At 56.8% G+C, this 19,438-nt stretch carries 19 protein-coding genes, 1 tRNA gene and 2 pseudogenes; 6 read left to right on the plus strand and 16 right to left on the minus strand.

Going from position 1 to position 19,438, the window contains the following annotated elements:
• Positions 1-117 precede the first annotated feature (117 nt).
• The 16 genes and pseudogenes from H045_RS00440 to H045_RS00505 all read right to left on the minus strand — a co-directional run.
• Positions 118-969, minus strand: a pseudogene (locus H045_RS00440) (IS66-like element ISPsy43 family transposase); the annotation flags it as partial.
• Positions 918-1,577 (minus strand): hypothetical protein, encoded by a 660-nt coding sequence (locus tag H045_RS24195; protein ID WP_244159687.1) that lies wholly within the window; start codon positions 1,575-1,577, stop codon positions 918-920. The gene H045_RS24195 and the pseudogene H045_RS00440, both read right to left, overlap by 52 nt.
• 98 nt (positions 1,578-1,675) lie before the next feature.
• Positions 1,676-3,286, minus strand: coding sequence for a hypothetical protein (locus H045_RS00445; RefSeq protein ID WP_041931407.1), 1,611 nt, complete (start codon positions 3,284-3,286; stop codon positions 1,676-1,678).
• Positions 3,287-3,296: 10 nt separating this feature from the next.
• Positions 3,297-4,454 carry a tyrosine-type recombinase/integrase gene (locus tag H045_RS00450; protein WP_041931408.1) on the minus strand — a complete coding sequence of 386 codons (1,158 nt, stop codon included), beginning with the start codon at positions 4,452-4,454 and terminating at the stop codon, positions 3,297-3,299.
• A 119-nt stretch (positions 4,455-4,573) separates the two neighbouring features.
• Positions 4,574-4,942: pseudogene (locus H045_RS24200) on the minus strand (type III secretion system inner membrane ring lipoprotein SctJ); the annotation flags it as partial.
• Between the two features lie 4 nt (positions 4,943-4,946).
• Positions 4,947-5,312, minus strand: a complete 366-nt coding sequence (locus tag H045_RS00460) for a hypothetical protein (RefSeq protein WP_015371118.1) — start codon at positions 5,310-5,312, stop codon at positions 4,947-4,949.
• A gap of 86 nt (positions 5,313-5,398) precedes the next feature.
• Positions 5,399-5,554 (minus strand): hypothetical protein, encoded by a 156-nt coding sequence (locus H045_RS24960; RefSeq protein ID WP_157169944.1) that lies wholly within the window; start codon positions 5,552-5,554, stop codon positions 5,399-5,401.
• Between the two features lie 212 nt (positions 5,555-5,766).
• Complete coding sequence (locus H045_RS00465; protein ID WP_081602863.1) at positions 5,767-6,681, minus strand: sigma 54-interacting transcriptional regulator; 915 nt, start codon at positions 6,679-6,681, stop codon at positions 5,767-5,769.
• A 256-nt stretch (positions 6,682-6,937) separates the two neighbouring features.
• The gene (ychF, locus tag H045_RS00470) at positions 6,938-8,038 is read right to left on the minus strand and encodes a redox-regulated ATPase YchF (protein ID WP_004372498.1); all 1,101 of its coding nucleotides are present in this window, start codon (positions 8,036-8,038) and stop codon (positions 6,938-6,940) included.
• Positions 8,039-8,059: 21 nt separating this feature from the next.
• Entirely contained in the window at positions 8,060-8,644 is a 585-nt protein-coding gene (gene pth, locus H045_RS00475; protein WP_003171596.1) for an aminoacyl-tRNA hydrolase, read from the minus strand.
• Between the two features lie 168 nt (positions 8,645-8,812).
• On the minus strand, positions 8,813-9,424 hold the full coding sequence (locus tag H045_RS00480; protein WP_004372493.1) for a 50S ribosomal protein L25/general stress protein Ctc: 612 nt from the start codon (positions 9,422-9,424) through the stop codon (positions 8,813-8,815).
• Positions 9,425-9,562: 138 nt separating this feature from the next.
• Positions 9,563-10,504, minus strand: a complete 942-nt coding sequence (locus H045_RS00485; protein ID WP_003171603.1) for a ribose-phosphate pyrophosphokinase — start codon at positions 10,502-10,504, stop codon at positions 9,563-9,565.
• 46 nt (positions 10,505-10,550) lie between these two features.
• Positions 10,551-10,625, minus strand: a tRNA-Gln gene (locus tag H045_RS00490).
• 37 nt (positions 10,626-10,662) lie between these two features.
• Positions 10,663-11,511, minus strand: a complete 849-nt coding sequence (gene ispE / locus H045_RS00495; protein ID WP_015371120.1) for a 4-(cytidine 5'-diphospho)-2-C-methyl-D-erythritol kinase — start codon at positions 11,509-11,511, stop codon at positions 10,663-10,665.
• Between the two features lies 1 nt (position 11,512).
• On the minus strand, positions 11,513-12,130 hold the full coding sequence (lolB, locus tag H045_RS00500) for a lipoprotein insertase outer membrane protein LolB (RefSeq protein ID WP_015371121.1): 618 nt from the start codon (positions 12,128-12,130) through the stop codon (positions 11,513-11,515).
• Between the two features lie 4 nt (positions 12,131-12,134).
• Positions 12,135-13,859, minus strand: a complete 1,725-nt coding sequence (locus tag H045_RS00505; protein WP_015371122.1) for a tetratricopeptide repeat protein — start codon at positions 13,857-13,859, stop codon at positions 12,135-12,137.
• Between the two features lie 182 nt (positions 13,860-14,041).
• On the opposite strand from H045_RS00505, the gene hemA reads away from it, so the two are divergent.
• The 6 genes from hemA to H045_RS00535 all read left to right on the plus strand — a co-directional run bounded on the left by hemA (position 14,042) and on the right by H045_RS00535 (position 19,407).
• On the plus strand, positions 14,042-15,331 hold the full coding sequence (gene hemA / locus H045_RS00510) for a glutamyl-tRNA reductase (RefSeq protein WP_015371123.1): 1,290 nt from the start codon (positions 14,042-14,044) through the stop codon (positions 15,329-15,331).
• A complete protein-coding gene (gene prfA / locus H045_RS00515) occupies positions 15,328-16,410 on the plus strand; it encodes a peptide chain release factor 1 (RefSeq protein WP_004372454.1) in 1,083 nt (360 codons plus the stop codon). The genes hemA and prfA overlap by 4 nt, the downstream gene beginning before the upstream one ends.
• Positions 16,411-17,241 (plus strand): peptide chain release factor N(5)-glutamine methyltransferase, encoded by an 831-nt coding sequence (prmC, locus tag H045_RS00520; protein ID WP_015371124.1) that lies wholly within the window; start codon positions 16,411-16,413, stop codon positions 17,239-17,241. It begins immediately after the preceding gene.
• Positions 17,235-17,990, plus strand: coding sequence for a molybdopterin-synthase adenylyltransferase MoeB (locus tag H045_RS00525; RefSeq protein WP_015371125.1), 756 nt, complete (start codon positions 17,235-17,237; stop codon positions 17,988-17,990). The genes prmC and H045_RS00525 overlap by 7 nt, the downstream gene beginning before the upstream one ends.
• On the plus strand, positions 17,983-18,777 hold the full coding sequence (murI, locus tag H045_RS00530; protein ID WP_004372447.1) for a glutamate racemase: 795 nt from the start codon (positions 17,983-17,985) through the stop codon (positions 18,775-18,777). The genes H045_RS00525 and murI overlap by 8 nt, the downstream gene beginning before the upstream one ends.
• 111 nt (positions 18,778-18,888) lie before the next feature.
• Positions 18,889-19,407, plus strand: coding sequence for an acyloxyacyl hydrolase (locus H045_RS00535; protein WP_004372445.1), 519 nt, complete (start codon positions 18,889-18,891; stop codon positions 19,405-19,407).
• Positions 19,408-19,438: the final 31 nt, after the last annotated feature.

A 19,438-nucleotide genomic window follows, 5' to 3' on the forward strand; every position in this document is an offset into this window, starting at 1 on the left:
CTATCGGCTGAACCGGGCGAAGCTGTAGGGAGGAATGCATGGATAACCAGCATAAAGGCTAAGTAGACCGGTAATGGCACCAGTTGGAGGTGCGTCCGGGCATCCCGTCTTGCGCAACTAAACCGGTCGCCACCTATGCGGTAGTAGCTCCGCAATCTCACTTGCCCGCTGCGTCGGCAGGCGCGTGAGGACGTCCTTCAAATAAGCATACGGATCATGGCCGTTGAGTCGCGCCGATTGGATCAAACTCATGATCGCCGCTGCACGTTTACCGCTGCGTAACGATCCCGCGAACAGCCAGTTCGAACGCCCAAGAGCCCACGGCCGGATTTGATTCTCGCACCAGTTATTATCGATGGGCACGGCACCGTCATCGAGATAGCGCGTCAGCGCTATCCAGCGTTTGAGACTGTAATCCAGCGCCTTGGCGATGGCCGAACCCTCAGGCACAAGCTGTCTTTGGGCGATCATCCAGGTATGAAGTGCGTCGGCGATTGGCGCTGCTTTTTCCTGCCGTATTCGCTGCCGATCACCCGGCTCCAGCTCTCGGACTTCTCGTTCAGCTTCGTACAAGGCCGCGATGTAGTTCAGCGCTTTTTCGGCGACCTGGCTCTTGTTGGTCACGTGCAAGTCGAAGAACTTCCGGCGGGCATGGGCCATGCAGCCGATCTCCGTAACGCCCAGTTCAAAGCCTGCCTTGTAGCCGGCAAAGTCATCGCAGACCAGCTTGCCGTTCCAACTGCCCAAGAAGGCTCGGGCATGTTCGCCAGCGCGGCTCGGGCTGAAGTCGTAAACGACCGCCGCCAGGTTGGAGAACTGACTGGTGGCATAGGCCCAGACGTAAGCGCGATGAGTTTTTTTCGCACCAGGCGTCAGCATTTGTACCGGCGTCTCGTCGGCGTGAACGACGTCGTGCGTCAGCACGGCTTGCTGGGGTGATAACCAACGCCGTTGATAGCCAGTTCGGCCCTCATCTCCAGAACAACCCTTTCGCAATAATTGAAAATCCTAGATTGTTCCGCTGAAGGAATGATATCTGTCCGTCCAACATTTTTATTGGTGGCATCCAAGCCTTTTACATTCGCAATTCCGCAAGTCCGCCATAGCGTCGAATTACCCCAAGGATAACTCTGAAGTGGAAAAATTGTATCAGTGGAAAATACCCAAAGAAAATCAATAATCCGTAATCGCCCATAGAGGGGTAGAGGCCTTAGCTTTAACTCATCCCTGCAATGATAAACATAATTGCTGATATGTATTGCACGAACTTCTGCGAAATTTGAAACGCCTAAATCGTTTAACCAACGAACAAAAGGCATCACGCTGGCAACGGCGAACGTAGTGACACCCCGTGCAATAGGAGGTTTAGAGCTAGGCATGCCTCTTTTAAACCAAGCGTAGGCAACTGATTTGCAGTCGTCAATAAGCGCCCGAGGCATATTCATGTCCCAGTTGACGAATTTAAAGCAGTGAGAAACATTAGCTTGCTTAAAAAATGGACGAAAGTCCCACTGTGCATCGCCAAACCTGCTGAGAACCAACGTTTCTCCGTCGTCATTAATGATAGCGCTGATCACGATGGCATCCCGATCCGCGGAGCTTAGACCACTCGCTGTAACTGGTTGCGCGATAAGAACATCATATGCCTTTAATGCCTCGATCGTTTTTTTTATGATCAAAACTCACCGTCCAACTTTTTCTTCATGAATTCAATTTTTTTTGCCCAGAACAAATGCGGGGTTGATTCAGCCTGGGCCTTCGCTTGCAAAACTAATGCAAGATCAAATTTTTTGGATGTGAAATCGTCTATTATTCGGATGTAGGAAAATTGGCGGGTGCGCCATGTATCCCACTCGTCGGAGAGAAAGTATTCAACTTCTGCATAAAGGAATTTTTGGTAACTGAATAATCTGTACAAGTCTTCAAGCGTTCCCACAATTGCATAGCTGGGGCAACCGAGGCAATGGATAAAATCAGCACAGTGATTGACGCCATCCTTCGGTGCTCGACTACCGTAGAGACCGTCTTGGCAACCACCTAGCGGGGTAGGCGTGATGTTGATCCCGCGGAGCCTGTCTGGAAAAATCTCACCGATGAAAGTCGCGCCCTCAGTTTTGATTTCATCGTTGATTTTCAAGTAGTGGTTATCTGCAACCTGTGGTGTATGCCCCATGACAGAGGAAACTTCAAGAATGTCCCCTCCGCTGAGCTTCCACAAACGGCTTTCCATTGTCTTCCGTAGGCGACTAAGCGAGACATGGAGTCGATTACCTTGATCGTCTAGGAGTGCATGACGCTCACAAATATTTTTGGTAGACAAGGATAAAGTGCCGGACGTAAGGACAACAATTTTATTTGCTGCACCCCGCTGACCCGACCGATACAACCACACATACGGACTGATATCTTCGGATGCCAGTGCGACGAGCGGCTTGCTTATCTCAAGAGCCTTATTCAAGACTGCAACTCCGTCGAGTGGAATGGCGCTGTACTTATCTACCAGATTAGTTTGCCGTATCGTTTTAATCTGCGCGCCTGTACCTCGACGCTTGATAGTAGTTATCAATCTGAGATTTGGCACAAACGGGTGAGGCTTTAGGGCGTCCCTCGTCATTTCTAATAGTGGCGTCGTATTAATGCCTGACCTCGCCGCTGTAATTAGTAACATCACTGCCATTGACTCTGCCCCATTGCCAAGGAACATGCCTTTATGGATAGAAACAAGATCTGACTTTAATGCCCTGAGCAGTCTTTGCATTTCTCCCATGGTAAGCGGATCTGCATCTTTTATGTTTTTCGCATTGTCGGGGAATGGGTTCGGTGGCAAGAGTTTATCAGTAGCGGCCTCTATAAAACCATAATCGGCCAACACGACGATCAAAGACTTAAAGCTGGTGTATTGATTCTTAGCTGTCGAGCCGTTGGGGTACTTGATTTTGAGCCAAGAGATATAACGTTCTAAGTCGCGCTTAGTTAGGTCGTTAGGCGTTGCAGGTGGCGATTTAAGTGAGCCTCCACATAGAAAACTCAAAAAGTATCTCAGCCCATTTGCAGAGTAACCAATCAAAGTGGATACAGAAAAATTCCCACTTTTCAGCAACGCTCTGATAACGTGAATACTTTGAGTTGCCCAAGCATCGAAACCCAAGCCTAGGTATTGAGAATGGTCTATCTGCCTATAACTTCGAGGATTTCTCGGCAAATCAATCTTGATGCTGTCTTCAACAGCCTCGAATCCTTTCGTAACTGATTGCAGTGCCGCCGTATAATTTTTTTTCCGAGCCAATGTAACTACCTCAGATGCGCTTAGTGGAATCAGCCATGAACATCATGTCAATTTCGTCTTCATGCGCAAGGACGGATTGAGCCTCAAGCTGATTGATAAGGTGCAAGTAAATCATCGTTGTTTGCACATCTGAATGCCCTAACCTATCTCTGACATACAACAGCGGCTCCCCTTCAAATTCTTTGCTTTTCCGGAGAGCAAGCAAGGTATAAGTCCCATAGGTGTGGCGTAGCATATGGGCCCTAACATAGAAGCCGCACTTTCGCTCATAGGACTTCATAACGTCCACCACGGAATCTTTTGAATAATGCCGACCTTCATTAGTCAGCAGCAATGCGGTAACATTTGCATTGCCATTGGGCTTACGAACCTCTCGCTGATGGAGGGAATAAGACCACATGTTTTCCATCAGCGACCATGGGACGTCAATAGTTCTAGGGCGATCGTATTTGATATGCATGTCTGAAGGGTCAAGAGCAACATTGATCATTTGCCCTTGGCGCAGTCCCTTCTTCAACCTAGGGTTGAATACATATTTGAGTGGAAAAGACCTTGCTTCACAGGAGCGAAGGCCAGTACGCACCATCAGGTGGAACAATATCTGGTGACTTGGATCGGTATCCAGGGCAAGGCATACCTTGACCTCATCCTTGGTCAGGAATTTCGTTAAGCGCTTTCGGTCGCGAACCATCACCGAAACTTTCGTGCTCTCAGCTCCGGGACGAGCGATATGACTGAGAAGACCGGAATGCTTGCCCGCTCTTACCCTTTTCTCACCAAAGGGCAGCATGGTTATCAGGTTGCGCTGCTTTGCCCATCGGTAGAACCTAACGATCAAGGCCAGGCGATTGTTCACCGTGCCGGAATCGAGTGCCAATTCTCCGCTCGACCAATCCCTATACCTCGACAGAACACTCATACCGTGGGCCAGGCTTTCCTCATCCCAAGCCAGACCATTGGCTTCCAGGAATGCAAAGTAATCGTACAGACGCCGTCCATAGGCTTCCCAAGTCAAACCGCTTAGGGCCTCACCTGACTCGATAAGCGTGTGCCAAAGGAAGGATTGAGCTGGCTCGACTGGCAATCCCTCTGATCCAATCAGTAACGGAAAACCTTCAAAGGATCGACCTGCTAGTGCTAGGTCTTTTGTTGCGAATACCAGCCTCATGCCGCTGCCTTAAACCTCTTCCAATGAATTGCCTTGTGAAGCATGGAAGACGCTGTTCCAGAGTGGGTCACAAGGTGGCGCGGACTGTACAGGATTTACTAACGACTTCCACCCCTCAGATCTATGTTGGACAAGGTCGCCTCCAGCTCCTGGGACAACGCATATATATAGCGTGCGCGCTCTTCCAGAGGGGTAGAGATGACCCCCTCCTTGCGAAAGATCTCTCCCAGGGTAGAGCGCGTCACCTTGGGAAGTCCCACAGCGTCCAGTGTCCGAACGGCGCGATTGATGTCACTGGCTTTGACGCGAACGGCGACGCCGTCTTTTCCCTGAATCTTTTGAGCACGGATTTGTTTATCCGCCAGTTCCGCAATGATTTCATTGGCCTCCTGTTCGGAGATATTGCGATGCAGTTCGACACTTTCACCGCAGCCCGACAGCGTCAGTGCCAATAAAATCAATAATAGGGTGCTTAGACGGCGATACATGCCTCTACCCCATGCTTGAGATTTTGTCGCAGGCTTTCGCGATGGCGCCAACGACCTTGATCTGGGACATCACGTTTACGTGCGACTCGGCGAGCAGTTGGGGAAACTTGCTCGCCTCTGTTGTCTGCCTGTTCTGGCTTGCATCACGAAACCCTTTGGACAGTTGTCGCGCTATCGTCGTCGACTCGGTTGCGGGCCAGGTCGATTCGGAAGAAGCGACGGCGCGCAGGGTTCCGTTATCTGGTGTGGCGGTCTGGTGTATTTCGGAGAGAAAAAAATTAACGTCAGACGCCCGATCGTTCAGAGCAGGTATGTCCGAGCGAGTGGTGATTTTTCCGCTTGTTGCGAACTCTGAGGGGGGGATGATCATTCGTTTCTCTCTTGTGGGCATCGAGTGCGGTTAGCACAAATTGAAGGGAAGTCCTCTCAACGCATGCGTTGAGAGGACAGCACTGCTTAAAAACGAATGGATTTGATATTGGCTATCGCGGCAGAGAATTTTTCATTCTCTGCGCCTTCTTTCGCTTTCTTTACCGCTTCCCACTTCTTTTGTTCGTCGATGCCTTTTGCTGCGATATCTTGTGGGCTTGTACCCAGGCCACCTACAGACATAGTTCACCTCTTGAGCAGTAATGAAATTTGATAGTGTTCATTCACTACCGGTAGTTTTTGAGCTGTTTTGAAGTGCTCATTTCCTTCGTGGTGGGGGAGAAGTGAAGCGTTCCAATGGGGCGTGCTGATGATGTGTCTAAAATTATTTCGGCGTAATGGATGACGAGTGGAAAACCAAAAGTACCGTCATAAGGGAAATTACTTACGCTGCTCTAGATGGCAAGCTGCTTCATTCGGTGGTAGAGCGTGCGCTTGGCAATGCCCATCTCAATAGCCACGCGATCCACGCAGCGGTCGTTGCGCTGCATTGATTCTTCGATCAGTGCTTTTTCGATTTCCTGCAGACGCGCTTTCAGGCTCATTTCATTGCCTTGCGGCTTGCTCAGTGGCGGGGAAAGCGGTGGCAGGCCCAGTACGAATCGCTTGGCCGTCGAGCGTAGTTCCCGGATATTGCCCAACCAGGATTGGCACAACAGTTGTTGCAACAGCTCGGCGGTGGGCGTCGGCGCAGGGCATTCGAAAAGCTCGGCTTCTTGCCGGACCATCTGCAAGAACAGTGGAACGATCCTTTCTCGCTGGTCCCGCAGGGCCGGAAGCTGGATAGTCACGACATTCAAGCGAAAGAACAGATCGCGCCTGAAAGTGCCCTGTTCGACCATCGCATGCAGCGAATGCTGGGCGGAAGCGATGACCCGCATGTCCACAGGAATGAAGCGCGTCGAGCCCAGGCGTTCCACGCCGCGCGACTCCAGCACACGCAGCAGTTTGGCCTGCAGGCTCAAAGGCATACTGTCGATCTCATCGAGGTAAAGAGTGCCCAGATGGGCCGCCTCAACAAAGCCGGCTCGCGACTGCATCGCCCCGGTGAACGCGCCGCTGTTGACTCCGAACAGTTGGCTTTCTGCGAGACTTTCGGGAATGGCCGCACAGTTCACGGCAACGAAGTTACCTCGTCGTCCCGACAAGTAATGTATTCGTTGGGCCAGCGTATCCTTGCCTGTGCCGGTTTCCCCGAGTAACAGGATATCTATATTGAGTGGCGCAGTACGATGAAGCGTGCTTTCAATGTCTGAGCCTTCCAGGAATGAGAAATCTTTTTCAATTTCTCCAGGAAAGGAGTCCGGCATCAAAAGGGTACTCCACTATTAATAGGCTATTGAGAAAGCAGTCATCAACTGCATGTCTGTGGCGTGCAAATTATAGTTTCCGCACGCGGGTCTTGAAGTAGGAGCTCGCGCGAATGATGTAGGAGAAACTAGATAGGGATATGTTTTATTCTTACCGCAGGCTCACGCGTTAAATTTTTTACCTGAACAGCCGCGCACAAAAAAGCCGATGCAGTGCATCGGCTTTTTTAGTTGCGGTCAGCACCGCAGGTAATGTTTACACGTTGAAACGGAAGTGCATTACGTCGCCATCCTTGACGATGTATTCCTTGCCTTCCAGGCGCCATTTACCGGCTTCCTTGGTGCCCGCTTCTCCCTTGTACTGGATGAAGTCGTTGTAGGCGATCACTTCGGCGCGGATAAAGCCTTTTTCGAAGTCGGTGTGGATCACGCCGGCAGCCTGTGGCGCGGTGGCGCCAACCTTGACGGTCCACGCGCGCACTTCTTCAACGCCAGCGGTGAAGTAGGTCTGCAGGTTGAGCATTTCGTAGCCGGCACGGATCACACGGTTAAGGCCAGGCTCTTCCAGGCCCAGGGCCTCGAGGAACATGTCTTTTTCTTCGCCGTCATCAAGCTCGGCGATTTCCGCCTCGATCTTGTTGCACACTGGAACGACAATGGCGCCTTCTTCGTCGGCAATAGCCTTGACCACGTCGAGCAGCGGGTTGTTCTCAAAGCCGTCTTCGGCAACGTTGGCAATGTACATCACCGGCTTGGTGGTCAACAGGTGGAAGCCTTTGATCACCGCTTTCTCGTCGACGCCCATGTTTTTCATCAGGCTGCGTGCCGGCTTGCCTTCGGTGAAGTGTGCGATCAACTGCTCCAGCAGGCCTTTCTGCACCACTGCGTCCTTGTCACCACCCTTGGCATTGCGTGCAACTTTCTGCAGTTGCTTCTCGCAGCTGTCGAGGTCGGCAAAGATCAGTTCCAGGTCGATGATCTCGATGTCGCGCTTCGGGTCCACGCTGTTGGAGACGTGAATCACATTCTCGTCTTCAAAGCAGCGGACCACGTGGGCAATGGCATCGGTTTCACGGATGTTGGCCAGAAACTTGTTGCCCAGGCCTTCACCTTTCGACGCGCCTGCCACCAGGCCTGCGATGTCGACGAACTCCATGGTGGTCGGCAAGACGCGCTTGGGGTTGACGATCGCCGCCAGGGCGTCAAGGCGCGGGTCCGGCATCGGCACGATACCGCTATTGGGTTCGATGGTGCAGAAGGGGAAGTTCTCCGCCGCAATACCGGACTTGGTCAAAGCGTTGAACAAGGTGGATTTGCCGACGTTGGGCAGGCCGACGATGCCGCAATTGAATCCCATGGTGTTTCCCCTCGGTAAGAGTCAGGCCTTCTGGCTGTGCAGGTTTTTCATCGCGCGGTTCCATTCACCGGCGAAGATATCCGGCAGCACGCCGAGGGCAAAGTCGATGCTGGCATCGAGTTTTTCCTGTTCGGCGCGTGGCGCACGACCCAGGACGAAATTTGAAACCATACTGGCAACGCCCGGGTGGCCAATGCCGAGCCGCAGGCGGTAGAAATTATTCTGATTCCCCAACTGCGCAATGATGTCGCGCAGACCATTGTGCCCGCCATGCCCGCCACCCAGCTTGAGCTTGGCGACGCCGGGTGGCAGGTCCAGTTCGTCATGGGCCACCAGGATCTCTTCGGGTTTGATCCGAAAGAACCCCGCAAGCGCCGCCACGGCCTGGCCGCTGCGGTTCATGTAGGTGGTGGGAATCAGCAGACGAACATCCTGACCCTGGTGCGAAAAGCGACCGGTCAGGCCAAAATATTTGCGATCAGCCGCAAGGTTGACACCTTGGGCGTGGGCAATACGCTCAACAAAAAGGGCCCCCGCGTTATGCCGGGTCTGTTCGTATTCGGCGCCTGGATTTCCCAGGCCAACGATCAGTTTGATGGCAGTCACGACAGGGGCCCTTCCTTTGGAGTTGTGGATAACATCGCCGCGCCAGGTGTGCGGCGAAAGAGGACGACAGGAGCTCACTTATCCAGAGATAAACTTCGCGTTATCGCCCGCTTTCTCGCTACGTTCCGGTCCGCGATGTTTCCTCAAGCTCCGACGTTGCAGAGTGCATCACTCTGCAGCGGTTTCGCCTTCAGCAGCATCATCTTCTTCTACAACACGTGGCGCGTGGACGTTGGCAACAGCCTTGTCGTCGTTGTGAGCCAGTGCAACGAACTCAACGCCTTTAGGGGCCTTGAGGTCGGACAAGTGAATGATGGTGCCGATTTCAGCAGCCGACAGGTCGACTTCGATGAACTCAGGCAGGTCTTTCGGCAGGCAGGTCACTTCCAGTTCGGTAGTGGTGTGCGATACAACGCCGCCTTTCTTGACCGGAGCTTCTTCACCGATGAAGTGTACAGGCACGATAGCGGTCAGTTTCTGGCCGGCTACAACGCGGATGAAGTCAGCGTGCAGGACGTGACCCTTGGACGGGTGGCGCTGCAGAGCCTTGATGATAACGTTCTGCTTCTTGCCGCCAACGTTCAGTTCGATAACGTGGCTGTAGGCAGCATCGTTTTCGAGCAGTTTGGCAACTTCTTTGGCCAGCATGCTGATGGACTCAGGGGCTTTGTCGCCACCGTAGACTACAGCTGGAACCAGGCTTGCGAGACGACGCAGGCGGCGGCTCGCACCTTTCCCCAGGTCGGAACGCAGTTCAGCATTCAAAGTAAAATCGTTCATGTTGTATCTCCAAATTAACCACATTCGCCCCAGCGTTTGCGACCAGCGCTAAAGGCGATATGGGCAAAAAAGCCCCGCCCCAACAGAGTGCTGGGGCGGGGCGCTTTTCGTCAGGTTGATGTCGCCAAGGCCGGAGCCTTAACGGAACATCGCGCTGATCGATTCTTCATTGCTGATACGGCGAACCGCCTCGGCAACGACCGGTGCGATATCCAGTTGACGGATACGCGCACAGGCTTGAGCGGCGGCGGACAGCGGGATGGTGTTGGTCACCACCAGCTCATCCAGCACGGAATTTTCGATGTTCTCGATCGCCCGGCCCGACAGCACAGGGTGCGTGCAGTAGGCGAAGACTTTGGCCGCACCGTGCTCTTTCAAGGCTTTTGCCGCATGGCACAGAGTGCCGGCGGTGTCGACCATGTCATCAACCAGAATACAGGTACGCCCTTCGACATCACCGATGATATGCATCACTTCAGAGTGATTGGCTTTCTCACGGCGTTTGTCGATGATCCCGAGATCAACGCCCAGGGATTTGGCAACAGCCCGTGCACGCACGACGCCGCCAATGTCCGGGGACACGATCATCAGGTTTTCAAAGCGCTGGTCTTCGATGTCATCCACCAGAACGGGGGAGCCGTAGATGTTATCTACCGGAATATCGAAGAATCCCTGAATCTGGTCGGCGTGCAGGTCAACCGTGAGTACACGGTCGATGCCTACCACGGTCAGCATGTCAGCAACGACTTTCGCGCTGATGGCCACACGTGCGGAACGCGGACGGCGATCCTGACGGGCATAACCAAAATAAGGGATTACAGCTGTAATTCGAGTCGCTGAGGAGCGGCGGAAGGCATCAGCCATCACGACGAGTTCCATCAGGTTATCGTTGGTCGGCGCGCAGGTCGGCTGAATAATGAAGACGTCTTTACCGCGAACGTTTTCATTGATCTCGGCTGTAATTTCGCCGTCGGAGAATTTACCGACAGAGATGTCACCGAGAGGGATATGCAGCTGACGTACGACACGTCGAGCCAGATCGGGGTTGGCGTTCCCCGTAAAGACCATCATCTTGGACACGCGCAGTACCTAGAGGCTGAGGGTAACCTGGATGAGTATAGGAAAATGGCAGGGGCGGCTGGATTCGAACCAACGCATGGCAGGATCAAAACCTGCTGCCTTACCGCTTGGCGACGCCCCTGTATCTGTTGCAACGAGTACCCAGTACTCGGTTCCTTTTAGAGCAGACTTTGCAGCTTGCGATGCAACATCGAAACGTTGCTTCCCTTTGCTACAAACCCTGTAAGGGTCTCTGTAAGAAGGGCCGAGACTTTATCAGCTTCAGCTTTGCTTGGGAAGCCCCCAAACACACAACTTCCAGTGCCGGTTAATTTTGCTTCGGTAAATTTACCTAACAAATTCAAAGCGTTACGTACTTCTGGATAACGCCTTGCTACAACCGGCAAGCAGTCATTTCGACTGTTTCCCTTGGGAACGGGGCGCACTTTAATGGGAGGAGAGTTACGTGTCAACAGCGGATCTGAAAAAATTTCTGCTGTACTTACAGATACTTGCGGAACAAGCACGACATACCACGGCTCGTCGGGGTATTCGGGGCTGAGTTTCTCGCCCACACCCTCGGCAAAAGCCGCGTGCCCACGCACGAAAACCGGCACATCGGCGCCCAGCGTCAGGCCCAGCGCGGCCAGGCGATCCTGGTCCCAGTCCAGTTGCCACAGGTGGTTGAGCCCCAGCAGGGTGGTCGCCGCATTCGAACTGCCGCCACCGATACCGCCGCCCATGGGCAGGATCTTGTCAATCCAGATGTCGATGCCCAGCGCGCAACCGGATTGTTCCTGAAGTGTGCGGGCTGCCTTCACGATCAGGTTGCTGTCGTGAGGCACGCCTTCAAATTCCGTGTGCAGCCGGATCACGCCGTCGCCGCGCACGGCAAAGGTGAGTTCGTCGCCATAGTCGAGAAATTGAAACAGCGTCTGCAGCTCGTGGTAGCCGTCTTCACGGCGACCCAGAATGTGCAACATCAGGTTGAGCTTGGCCGGGGAGGGCAGGGTCAGGCGTTCGCTCACGTCACTGCCCCAGCTTGCGCGGTTGCCAGTCCTTGATCACCAGCGTGACCTCAAGGTCGGTGCCATGCAGCTTGATGCGTTCGGGCAGCCAGTAGCCGCCTTGCTCAACGTAACTCAAGTACTCGACCTTCCAGCCATCCTGCTCCAGCGTGGCCAGTCGGCTGTCACCGTTGAGGCTCAGGCGACTCTTGCTGTCGGGCGCCGGCAACCCACGCACCCACCAGACCAAATGCGACACGGGCAACTTCCAGCCGATCTGCTGTTCCAGCAATTCTTCCGGAGAGGTCGCCTCGTAGCGGCCCTGATTGGCGACCTCAAGGCTCACCTGCCCAGGGCGGCCGGTCAGGCGTGCCGCGCCACGGCCCAGTGGGCCGGACAGGCGGATGTCGTAGTAATCCTGACGTTGCAGCCAGAACAGGGTGCCGCTGCCGGAGTCTTTCGGCGCGCGAACGCCGACTTTGCCCTCGATCTGCCAACCGTCGATGCTGGCGAGCTTATCCTTGTGCTGTTGCCATTGTGCCGGGTCGCCCTGGCCCTCAACGGATTCGCGGCTGCCTGTGCCCGCGCAACCGGCGAGCAGGGCAATAAGACTGAATACAACAATGTGGCGCAAGAACATAAGCTTAAAGGGTCTCGGATCCGGTCAGGCGCTTGATGGTGCCGCGCAAAATAGGGCTTTCGGGTTGTTCCTTGAGGAATTTTTCCCAGACTTGCCGGGCTTCGCGCTGCTTGCCACTGGCCCACAGCACTTCACCCAAGTGAGCAGCGACTTCCTGATCGGGAAAACGCTCCAGCGCCTGGCGCAGCAAGCGTTCGGCCTCGTCCAGGTTGCCCAGGCGATAATTCACCCAGCCCAGGCTGTCGAGCACGGCCGGGTCTTCCGGGTTGAGCTTGTGGGCCTGCTCGATCAGGGTCTTGGCCTCGGCATAGCGCGTGGTGCGGTCGGACAGGGTGTAGCCCAGGGCATTGAGGGCCATGGCGTTGTCCGGGTCGCGCTTGATGATCAGGCGCAGGTCTTTTTCCATCTGCGGCAGGTCATTGCGCTTTTCCGCTTGCATGGCGCGGGTGTATAGCAAGTTGAGGTCGTCGGGGTATTGCAGCAACGCTTGCTGCAGCAATTTCCAGGCGCGTTCGCCCTGCTTGTTGGCCGACAGCGTTTCGGCCTGGATCAGGTACAGCTGAATGGCGTAGTCCGGCTCGGCATCGCGCGCCGCCGCCAAGCGTTTTTCCGCTTCGTCGGTACGACCGTTGCTCATCAGGATGTCGGCCTGGCGCAACTGGGCCGGCAGGTAATCGTTGCCTGGGCCGACCTGGGCATATTCGAGCAGGGCGGCCTGCGGATCGTTGCGCTCTTCAGCGATGCGACCCAGGTTCAGGTGCGCCGAATCCACATGACTCTCACGTTGGATCAGCTCTTCCAGATAGCCCTTGGCTTCATCCCAGGCCTTGGCTTCCAGGCACACCAGTGCCAAGGAATAACGCAATTCGTCATCGTCCGGGTACTGCTGGACCAGATTGGCGAACTGCACTTTGGCGTCCGCCATACGATCCTGCTCCACCAGCATGCGCGCGTAAGTCAGGCGCAGGCGCTTGTCTTCCGGATAGCGCTTGATGCTTTTTTCCAGCAGTGGAATCGCTTCCTTGCCGCGATTGAGGTTCTGCAGTAAGCGCGCACGCAGCAGGATCGGCGCGATTTCACCGTCTTCCGGCGGGTTCTGTTCCAGCAGCTTCAGGGCGGCTTCGGCTTCATCATCCTGTTGCAGCAGCAAGGCCTTGCCGAAAATCAGCTGGCTGTTCTTCGGATGCTTTTGCAGCAGGCGGTCGAAACTTTTCATCAGACCATTGCGCGTGTCCTGATCAGTGTCGGCGGCCGACAGTGCGAGGAAGTCGAAGTGCGTGTCGCCCTGGCCCTGGAGGACTTTTTCCATATAGACCATGGAGTCGTCGTAGCGCCCGGCGCGCGCCAACTGGACAGCAGCGGCTCGTTGCGCTTCGAGGTCATCCGGCGCGTTTTTCGCCCAGATCAGCGAAGTGTCCAGCGCCGCCTGGTCGGCCCCGAGGTACTCGGCGATGCGAAACGCCCGTTCGGAAATCCCCGGGTCCTGGGTGTTGATGGCCTGGGTCACGTAGTTATCCAGCGCAATATCGAAGCGATTGCGCTGCCCGGCCAGTTCAGCGCTGAGCAGGCTGAACACCGTTTCTTCACTGAACGAGGAGTAGACCTTGGGCTTTTCAGGGGCGGGGGCGGTGTCTTCAGCCGGTGGCGTATCGCCCGGCGACACGGGTGCCATGGCCTGGCAGCCGCTGAGGAAGACAAAAGCTAGGAGCAACGCGGAGGATCTATTCATATAGGAAGAGGACGACTAACCTGCGGTCGGATCATCATGACACAAGCCTTCGGCCAAACATAACCGAGTCTCAGTGGGCGCCTTTATAGGCACAAGCTACTAGGACAATAGACGACGGTGGTTGTTCTGGATCTTTCGAAGTAGGACAATTGCCGGCTTCCCGACCTCATCAGCGATATTGAATGGCCTTCCTCGCACTCGGTATTAACCACAAGACTGCCTCTGTAGACGTGCGCGAGCGCGTGGCGTTTACGCCGGAGCAGTTGGTTGAGGCCTTGCAGCAGCTCTGCCGGCTCACCGACAGCCGCGAAGCTGCAATCCTTTCGACCTGCAATCGCAGCGAGCTTTACATAGAGCAGGAGCATCTGTCGGCGGATGGGGTGCTGCGCTGGCTTGCCGATTATCACCATTTAAGCCTCGACGACCTGCGCGCCAGCGCATACGTGCATGAAGAGGATGCGGCTGTTCGTCACATGATGCGCGTCGCCTCCGGGCTCGATTCGCTGGTGCTGGGCGAACCGCAGATTCTCGGCCAGATGAAGTCCGCCTATGCCGTCGCGCGCGAGGCCGGCACGGTCGGCCCACTGCTGGGGCGTCTGTTCCAGGCCACGTTCAATTCCGCCAAGCAGGTACGCACCGATACGGCCATCGGCGAAAACCCAGTGTCCGTCGCCTTTGCGGCCGTCAGCCTGGCCAAACAGATTTTCAGCGACTTGCAGCGCAGCCAGGCCCTGCTGATCGGCGCCGGCGAGACCATCACGCTGGTCGCCCGCCATCTGCACGAACTCGGTGTGCAGCGCATCGTTGTCGCCAACCGCACTCTTGAGCGCGCCAGCAGCCTGGCCGAGCAGTTCGGCGCCCACGCCGTGTTGCTGTCCGAGATTCCAGCCGAACTGGTGCGCAGTGATATCGTGATCAGCTCCACCGCCAGCCAATTGCCGATCCTGGGCAAGGGCGCGGTGGAAAGTGCGCTGAAGCTGCGCAAGCACAAGCCGATTTTTATGGTGGATATTGCCGTTCCCCGGGATATCGAACCCGAAGTCGGCGAGTTGGACGACGTTTACCTCTATAGCGTCGACGATCTGCACGAAGTGGTCGCCGAAAACCTCAAGAGTCGTCAGGGCGCTGCCCAGGCCGCCGAGGAGATGGTCAGCGTCGGCGCCGAAGATTTCATGGTGCGCCTGCGTGAACTGGCGGCAGTGGACGTGCTCAAGGCCTATCGTCAACAGGGCGAACGCCTGCGCGATGAGGAATTGATCAAGGCCCAGCGTCTGCTCGCCAACGGCAGCGGCGCCGACGAAGTGCTGATGCAACTGGCCCGTGGCCTGACCAACAAGCTGCTCCATGCGCCCAGCGTACAGCTTAAAAAATTGACTGCCGAAGGCCGCCTCGATGCGTTGGCCATGGCTCAGGAACTCTTTGCCCTCGGTGAGGGCGCGTCAGACAGCTCTTCGGATAAAAAACCGCAATGAAAGCCTCACTGCTCAATAAACTGGACGTGCTCCAGGACCGTTTCGAAGAACTGACCGCCTTGCTTGGCGATGGCGAAGTCATTTCCGATCAGACCAAATTCCGCGCCTATTCCAAGGAATACGCCGAAGTTGAGCCTGTGGTCGCCACTTACAAAAATTTGCTGAAAGTGCAGGCCGACCTCGAAGGCGCCCAGGCGCTGCTCAAGGATAACGACCCGGACATGCGCGAAATGGCCGTGGAAGAAGTCCGCGAGGCCAAGGAAAAGCTGGCTGAGCTGGAAGGCGACCTGCAACGCATGCTGCTGCCCAGGGACCCCAACGACGGGCGCAACGTATTTCTCGAAATCCGTGCCGGCACCGGTGGCGACGAAGCGGCCATTTTCTCCGGCGACCTGTTCCGCATGTACTCGCGCTACGCCGAGCGGCGCGGCTGGCGTGTCGAGATCCTGTCGGAAAACGAAGGTGAGCACGGGGGCTATAAAGAAGTCATCGCGCGGGTCGAGGGCGACAACGTCTACGGCAAGCTCAAGTTCGAGTCCGGCGCGCACCGGGTACAGCGAGTGCCGGCGACCGAGTCCCAAGGCCGTATCCACACCTCGGCCTGCACCGTGGCGGTGTTGCCCGAGCCGGACGAGCAGGAAACCATCGAGATCAACCCGGCGGATCTGCGCGTCGACACCTACCGCTCCTCGGGCGCCGGTGGTCAGCACGTGAACAAGACCGACTCGGCGATTCGCATCACCCACTTGCCGTCCGGCATCGTGGTGGAATGCCAGGAAGAACGTTCCCAGCACAAGAATCGTGCGCGGGCCATGTCCTGGCTGTCAGCCAAGCTCAACGATCAGCAGACCAGCGCCGCCGCCAACGCCATTGCCAGCGAGCGCAAGCTGCTGGTGGGGTCGGGCGATCGCTCCGAGCGTATCCGCACCTACAACTTTGCCCAGGGCCGTGTCACCGATCATCGGGTCAACCTGACCCTTTATTCCCTCGACGAGATTCTCGCTGGCGGTGTGGATGCGGTGATCGAGCCGTTGCTGGCCGAATACCAGGCCGATCAACTCGCCGCCATTGGTGAATAAATGACCATCATCGCCAGCCTGCTGCGCGCCGCCGACCTGCCGGACTCGCCCACTGCACGTCTGGATGTGGAGCTGCTGCTGGCGGCTGCGCTGGGCAAGTCGCGCAGCTACCTGCACACCTGGCCGGAAAAAATCGTCAGCAGCGAAGCGGCGCTCACGTTTGGCGGTTACCTGCAACGGCGCCGAGCCGGTGAACCGGTGGCCTATATCCTCGGCCAGCAGGGGTTCTGGAAACTGGACCTGGAAGTGGCGCCGCACACGCTGATTCCGCGCCCGGACACCGAACTGCTGGTGGAGGCCGCGCTGGAATTGCTGCCGGCCACGCCCGCCACGGTGCTCGACCTGGGCACCGGCAGCGGTGCCATCGCCCTGGCCCTGGCCAGCGAGCGCCCGGCCTGGCAGGTGACCGCCGTTGATCGCGTGCTGGAGGCCGTGGCCCTGGCCGAGCGCAATCGCCAGCGCCTGCACCTCGGCAATGCCACGGTGCTGAGCAGCCATTGGTTCAGCGCCCTGGACGGTCATACATTTGATCTGATCATCAGCAACCCGCCCTACATTGCCGACAACGACCCGCATCTGGTGGCGGGCGATGTGCGTTTCGAGCCGGCCAGCGCGCTGGTGGCGGGCCGCGATGGCCTGGACGATCTGCGCCTGATCACTCAGCAGGCCGGGGCTTACCTGAATGCCGGTGGCTGGCTCTTGCTCGAACACGGTTACGACCAGGCGCAGGCCGTGCGCGATCTGCTGCTGAGCCAGGGGTTCGAAGGCGTGCACAGCCGCATCGACCTGGGTGGTCACGAGCGCATCAGCCTGGGACAACGGCCGTGCTGACCGATCAGGAGCTGTTGCGCTACAGCCGGCAGATTATGTTGCAGCATGTCGACATCGAGGGCCAGTTGCGCCTGAAAAACGCTCGCGCATTGATCGTCGGCCTGGGGGGGCTGGGCGCACCCGTTGCACTTTATCTTGCCGCAGCCGGTGTGGGCGAACTGCACCTGGCCGACTTCGATACGGTCGACCTGACCAACCTGCAACGCCAGATCATTCACGATACCGACAGCGTCGGGCAGACCAAGGTCGACTCGGCCGTGCGTCGTCTGACCGCCATCAACCCTGACGTCAGACTGGTCACCCACCGCAGCGCGCTGGATGCCGACTCCCTGGCCGCTGCCGTGGCGGCGGTGGACGTGGTGCTCGATTGCAGCGACAACTTTGCCACCCGCGAAGCGGTCAATGCGGCCTGCGTGGCCGCCGCCAGGCCACTGGTGAGCGGCGCAGCGATTCGTCTGGAAGGGCAATTGTCGGTATTCGACCCGCGCCGCGCCGACAGCCCCTGTTATCACTGTTTATACGGGCATGGCAGCGATACCGAACTCACCTGCAGCGAAGCCGGAGTGCTCGGCCCGCTGGTGGGGCTGGTCGGCAGCCTGCAAGCTCTGGAGGCGCTGAAACTGCTGGCCGGATTTGGTGAGCCGCTGGTGGGCCGTTTGCTGCTGATCGATGCCTTGACCACGCGTTTTCGCGAGTTGCGCGTCAAGCGCGACCCTGGTTGCGGCGTGTGCGGGGCGCCGCATGCTTAAGGACGCGCCGATCGGCGTGTTCGATTCCGGCGTCGGCGGTCTGTCGGTGCTGGACGAAATTCAACAGTTGCTGCCCCACGAGTCGCTGCTGTACGTGGCCGACTGTGGACATATTCCTTACGGCGAGAAAACCCCCGCGTTCATTCTCGAACGCTCGCGGCGGGTGGCTGAGTTTTTCCGCAGTCAAGGTGCCAAGGCGTTCGTGATTGCCTGCAACACCGCGACGGTGGCTGCGGTGGCCGACCTGCGTCAGGACTTCCCGGACTGGCCGCTGGTGGGCATGGAGCCCGCCGTCAAGCCCGCCGCCGCCGCCACCCGCAGTGGCGTAGTCGGGGTGCTCGCCACCACCGGCACCCTGCAAAGCGCCAAATTCGCCGCTTTGCTTGACCGTTTCGCCACCGACGTGCGAGTGGTCACCCAGCCGTGCCCGGGCCTGGTGGAGCTGATTGAAACCGGCGACCTGGCGAGCCCGGCACTGCGCCAGCTGTTGCAGGGTTACGTCGAGCCGCTGCTCAGTGCCGGCTGCGACACCATTATCCTCGGCTGCACGCATTATCCCTTCCTCAAGCCGCTGCTGGCGCAGATGTTGCCGCCCAGCATCATCCTCATCGATACCGGTGCCGCCGTGGCCCGCCAGCTCAAGCGGTTACTGGGCGAACGTGACCTTTTGGCCACCGGTAATCCGCGTCCAGCCCAGTTCTGGACCAGTGGTGATCTGTGTCACCTGAGAAATATCCTACCGACACTATGGAAATATCCGAGCGTTGTGCGAATATTTGGCGCGTGAAAAATTCGTGAAATAGGTCATTATCAGCTGGAACTTCCGTCTATGTGCCAGCTTCTATAGCGAGATAGCCTGTACAACACTTTATAACTTCGTTTGGAAAGGATGTTTCTTATGAAGCGCTTGTTCTGTTTGGCCGCGATTGTGGCCGCTGTGGTAGGACACTCTGTTTCGGCCAATGCTGCTGGCCTGGAGTTCGGGGTGGGGGGGACGAGCGATTCAACCATGACCTATCGGCTTGGCTTGACCTCCGATTGGGACAAGAGCTGGTGGCAGAGCGATGTGGGCCGCCTGACCGGCTACTGGAGCGGCGCCTACACCTACTGGGACGGCGACAAGACTGCAGGCGCCAGCAGCCTGTCGTTCTCGCCGGTGTTTGTGTATGAGTTTGCCGGGCAGACGGTCAAGCCTTACATCGAAGCGGGCATCGGCCTGGCGGTGTTCTCGCGCACACAGCTGGAAGACAACAATATTGGTCAGGCCTTCCAGTTCGAAGACCGCATCGGCTTTGGTCTGCGCTTTGCCGGCGGGCATGAAGTGGGCATTCGTGCCACGCACTATTCCAATGCCGGCATGAGCAGCAACAACGATGGGGTGGAAAGCTACGCGGTGCACTACACCTTGCCGCTGTAATCACCACCTCTTGCAGGAGCGAGCAAGCTCG

The sequence above is a fragment of the Pseudomonas poae RE*1-1-14 genome, assembly GCF_000336465.1.
GTDB classification, from domain to species: domain Bacteria; phylum Pseudomonadota; class Gammaproteobacteria; order Pseudomonadales; family Pseudomonadaceae; genus Aquipseudomonas; species Aquipseudomonas poae.

What these genes read in the sequence shown, in the direction of transcription:
- H045_RS00450 (WP_041931408.1), bottom strand. Translation starts at nt 4,454, where the DNA reads ATGAGGCTGGTATTCGCAACAAAAGACCTAGCACTAGCAGGTCGATCC.
- H045_RS00460 (WP_015371118.1), bottom strand. Translation starts at nt 5,312, where the DNA reads ATGATCATCCCCCCCTCAGAGTTCGCAACAAGCGGAAAAATCACCACT.
- H045_RS24960 (WP_157169944.1), bottom strand. Translation starts at nt 5,554, where the DNA reads ATGTCTGTAGGTGGCCTGGGTACAAGCCCACAAGATATCGCAGCAAAA.
- H045_RS00465 (WP_081602863.1), bottom strand. Translation starts at nt 6,681, where the DNA reads ATGCCGGACTCCTTTCCTGGAGAAATTGAAAAAGATTTCTCATTCCTG.
- ychF (WP_004372498.1), bottom strand. Translation starts at nt 8,038, where the DNA reads ATGGGATTCAATTGCGGCATCGTCGGCCTGCCCAACGTCGGCAAATCC.
- H045_RS00480 (WP_004372493.1), bottom strand. Translation starts at nt 9,424, where the DNA reads ATGAACGATTTTACTTTGAATGCTGAACTGCGTTCCGACCTGGGGAAA.
- lolB (WP_015371121.1), bottom strand. Translation starts at nt 12,130, where the DNA reads ATGTTCTTGCGCCACATTGTTGTATTCAGTCTTATTGCCCTGCTCGCC.
- H045_RS00505 (WP_015371122.1), bottom strand. Translation starts at nt 13,859, where the DNA reads ATGAATAGATCCTCCGCGTTGCTCCTAGCTTTTGTCTTCCTCAGCGGC.
- hemA (WP_015371123.1), top strand. Translation starts at nt 14,042, where the DNA reads ATGGCCTTCCTCGCACTCGGTATTAACCACAAGACTGCCTCTGTAGAC.
- prfA (WP_004372454.1), top strand. Translation starts at nt 15,328, where the DNA reads ATGAAAGCCTCACTGCTCAATAAACTGGACGTGCTCCAGGACCGTTTC.
- prmC (WP_015371124.1), top strand. Translation starts at nt 16,411, where the DNA reads ATGACCATCATCGCCAGCCTGCTGCGCGCCGCCGACCTGCCGGACTCG.
- murI (WP_004372447.1), top strand. Translation starts at nt 17,983, where the DNA reads ATGCTTAAGGACGCGCCGATCGGCGTGTTCGATTCCGGCGTCGGCGGT.
- H045_RS00535 (WP_004372445.1), top strand. Translation starts at nt 18,889, where the DNA reads ATGAAGCGCTTGTTCTGTTTGGCCGCGATTGTGGCCGCTGTGGTAGGA.